Origin of the sequence: Marinimicrobium sp. UBA4509, from assembly GCF_002388575.1 — a bacterium.
Taxonomy (GTDB): Bacteria; Pseudomonadota; Gammaproteobacteria; order Pseudomonadales; family Cellvibrionaceae; genus Marinimicrobium; species Marinimicrobium koreense.
This window is the reverse complement of record NZ_DGMV01000034.1, coordinates 11394-14556: the sequence shown is the minus strand read 5'-3', so window position 1 is coordinate 14556 and position 3163 is coordinate 11394. Positions and strand designations below refer to the sequence as shown.

Below are 3163 nucleotides of genomic sequence, written 5' to 3'. Positions count from 1 at the left end.
ACGGTACAGGGGAGAAAAATCGAAGCTACGCATAACAATATCCTCTTCAGAGCAATATTCAATGGGACTCATCACAATGATCGAGTCGGGTTCAGTAAATGCTACCGGCCGGGAGCAACAGCGTGTTGCTCATCTGGACACACTAGCCATCAGGTAGTGCCGGCAACCAGGCCCCTCAATTCGAGCGGGCTCACTGAAAAAATAAGGCCGACCAGACCGTTTTCAAGGCTCTGAAGAAAAATATTTATTCCTACTCGTTCCCGGGGTTACGAAGAATCTGCTCCAGCGCCGGCAACAGTTCGGGATACTGAAACTGAAAACCGGACTCCAGCGCCGCCTCCGGTAATACCCGCTGACTGACCAGCAACAACTCATCCGCCATATCGGCCATCATGGCCCGCAACATGAATGCCGGCGCGGGAAATATGGCCGGGCGATGGAGCGTCTTCGCCAGCGAGCGGGTGAAGTAGCGATTGGTGACCGGATTCGGCGCCGTTCCGTTCACCGGTCCGGACAGGTTGTCCTGTTCCAGGCAGTGCAGAATCAGGCGCACCAGATCCGTCCGGTGAACCCAGGACATCCACTGGCGCCCCGACCCCAGACGCCCGCCCAACCCCAGTTTGAAGGGCAACAACATGGACTGCAGCGCACCCCCACCGGGCCCCAGCACAATACCGGTCCGCAACCGACAGACCCGGGTGCCGGAGTCGGCAAAGCGCTCCGCCACCGCCTCCCAATCCCTGCATAACTGGGCCGCGAAGCCCGTACCGCTACCATCCGCTTCGGTCAGCGGTCGGTCACCCCCATCGCCGTAGAAGCCGATGGCGCTGCCGCTGACCATCCGTTCCGGAAAGTGGCCCCGCTGTTGAAAGTGGGCCAGCAGCGCCTCGGTGGTCCCGATACGGCTTCGCCGAAATTCCTCTTTGCGCCGGTCATTCCAGCGGCCACTGGCCAGGGGCTCGCCGGCCAGATTGACCACCGCGTCGACCGGTCGATCCGGCAACTGGTTCAGCTCCGATACCAGGCTGACGCCGGTACCCAGAACCCGCGCGGCCCGCAGGGTGTCCCGCGTGAGCACCACCGGGTGATAGCCCCGCTGCTGCAATGCATGACACAGAGGTACACCAATAAAGCCGGTGCCGCCGGTCAACAGGATGGTGCGCGAGGTCTCGGTGCTGGTCATAGTCCGCTCTCCGGGTTTTAACAGGTGTGGCGGATCAGTCTTCGGCCCCACCTGCGGAGGCCACGCAGCCTGATCCCGTTATTACAGTCTACTACTTACATCAGGTTCGTTCGGATCAACCCACGCCTTGGGCTACACTTATGGAGACAACAGCTTAGAACCGGTTAAGGGAGATTGCCATGTCCCGCTATAACACCCTCCTGGTGGCACTGGATCTGACCCAGGACTCTGCCCAGGTCCTGAGCGGCGCGAAAAAGCTCGCGACAGCAGGCTCGCACCTCCATCTGGTCCACGTGGCCGAACACCCGGTCACAGCGTTGGGTAGCGGCACCGGGCGCAACCATCGCCACGGGGAACTGCAGGTACGTCAGGAGCTGTTTCCCCGCCTGCAGGCGTATGCAGATGGCATGGCGCTACCTCCCGACCACCTTCACATACTGTTTGGCGACGCGCCCCAGGAGATCACTTATCTTGCCGGCAAGCTCGGCGCCGATGTCATCGTGACCGGCAGTCACGGGGAAAAGGGACTGAAGCGACTGCTGGGCACCACCGCGACCGATATTCTGCACCAGGCTGCCTGTGACGTTTTAATCGTGCGCATCCACGAACCCGCCCAGGGCACCTGATCTGCCCCGCTCGCGCCCCCGATGCCCGAACGCCGGGCACAAAAAAACCCGCAGCCAGTGCGGGTTTTTTGAACCACCGAAACAATCAGGCGGCTTCTTTGGACTGCTCTGAGTACTTGTTGACCAGTGCATTCAGGTTCTGCATGGACTGCAAGTGGCTGAAGATCAGCTCCAGACCGTCTTTCTTGAACAGGTCCAACACGTCTTCGTCGCTGATTTTCTTGAGCTTTTCGCGGTTGACCACGTAGAAACCGGTCAGGTTGAAACCGCCGCCTTCCTGGCCGTCTTTCAGCTTGATATTGGCTTCCATCGGCTCCAGCAGCTCGAGCTCGGACAGGCGTTTGCAGAACACATTGGTCAGCTCGGCGCGATACTGGTAGTCCTTCAGGAACTCCATGACGCCCTTGAGTTCTTCGGTCTGCTCGCCCGTTTCGGTGAACAGGCGCTTGCCCTCGCTGCCATCTTTGCTCCAGCCTTCGAACTGGTCGTCGATGCACAGGGTGAAGTTGTCCGTCTTGCCGTCATTGGCGAAGGCGAAGGGGTAGCGGCGCAGGAAGCCCGGGATATAGCGCATAGTCAGGCGCTTTTTCTCGTCCAGAAACAGGTTCTGGCCTTTCTTCAGGCCCATCACCGCCAGGGGAACAAAACCGCCATCGTCCTGGGTCTTGGCAAAAATCACCGGCAGTTCACGGGCCACAGAGGTGATCTCGGTCGCCAGCAGCGGCACGGAATTCAGCTCCTCGGCAAAGGCGTGGTTGTCAATCTGGATCGACCAGTCGCGGTGCGCTTCGCTGGAGACGGGGGAGATGTTGTTGTAGATCAGCAATTGTTTCGACACGATATTACCTCAGTTGTTATTCTCAAGCGCCGCACCGGGCGCCGTGATGCAAGAAAGGACAAATACTAGCATTATCCGAAGCTCTGTCACCACCCGAAATCCCCCTCGGTGGCCACTTGGCGCGCCATTTGCCCACCCTGGACTTTCCGGCTAGACTCCCAGAACAAACGCGACCCCCGTGCCATACTCCCCATGAGCGCTGTGGTCCATAATAAGCCATCACGGCTCGGAAAAAGGACCCGGATAAAGGACCCTCCGTCATGCCCCCTCGCATTCCCCTGTATCGTATTGCCAGTCTTGTTCTGGCGTTGACCGTCCTGACGCCCGGGGCTATCGCCGCGAAAAACCGATCCTCCGAGGCTCAACCCGTCACCAGCGGCCAGCCGTTCGGGACCTATGAATCGCCGTTTGGCTACCAACTGGACCTGACCGGGAGCGACTGGACCCACTGGCCACAGGTCAGTGAGCATGTCAGCCATCCGGACATTGGCGGGGAGCGCTGGCAGGGAGCCTTCG

4 protein-coding genes are annotated in these 3163 nt (G+C 59.8%); 2 read left to right on the top strand and 2 right to left on the bottom strand.

Annotated features, from left to right (window positions below; all coding sequences use genetic code 11):
• Positions 1 to 250: 250 nt before the first annotated feature.
• Positions 251 to 1183 carry a TIGR01777 family oxidoreductase gene (locus B3520_RS04850; protein WP_286875523.1) on the bottom strand — a complete coding sequence of 311 codons (933 nt, stop codon included), beginning with the start codon at positions 1181 to 1183 and terminating at the stop codon, positions 251 to 253.
• 179 nt (positions 1184 to 1362) lie between these two features.
• Between B3520_RS04850 and B3520_RS04845 the strand changes: the two genes are divergently transcribed.
• The gene (locus tag B3520_RS04845; RefSeq protein WP_286804766.1) at positions 1363 to 1809 is read left to right on the top strand and encodes a universal stress protein; all 447 of its coding nucleotides are present in this window, start codon (positions 1363 to 1365) and stop codon (positions 1807 to 1809) included.
• Between the two features lie 85 nt (positions 1810 to 1894).
• Here the strand turns inward: B3520_RS04845 and B3520_RS04840 are convergent, their stop codons facing one another.
• Positions 1895 to 2647 (bottom strand): SapC family protein, encoded by a 753-nt coding sequence (locus B3520_RS04840; RefSeq protein ID WP_024459901.1) that lies wholly within the window; start codon positions 2645 to 2647, stop codon positions 1895 to 1897.
• 260 nt (positions 2648 to 2907) lie between these two features.
• Here B3520_RS04840 and B3520_RS04835 point away from each other — a divergent pair.
• Positions 2908 to 3163 (top strand): hypothetical protein (locus tag B3520_RS04835; RefSeq protein WP_286875521.1); only part of this gene is annotated, 256 nt, incomplete at its 3' end.

Coding starts and splice junctions, on each gene's coding strand:
- B3520_RS04845 (WP_286804766.1), top strand. CDS start 1,363: ATGTCCCGCTATAACACCCTCCTGGTGGCACTGGATCTGACCCAGGAC.
- B3520_RS04850 (WP_286875523.1), bottom strand. CDS start 1,183: ATGACCAGCACCGAGACCTCGCGCACCATCCTGTTGACCGGCGGCACC.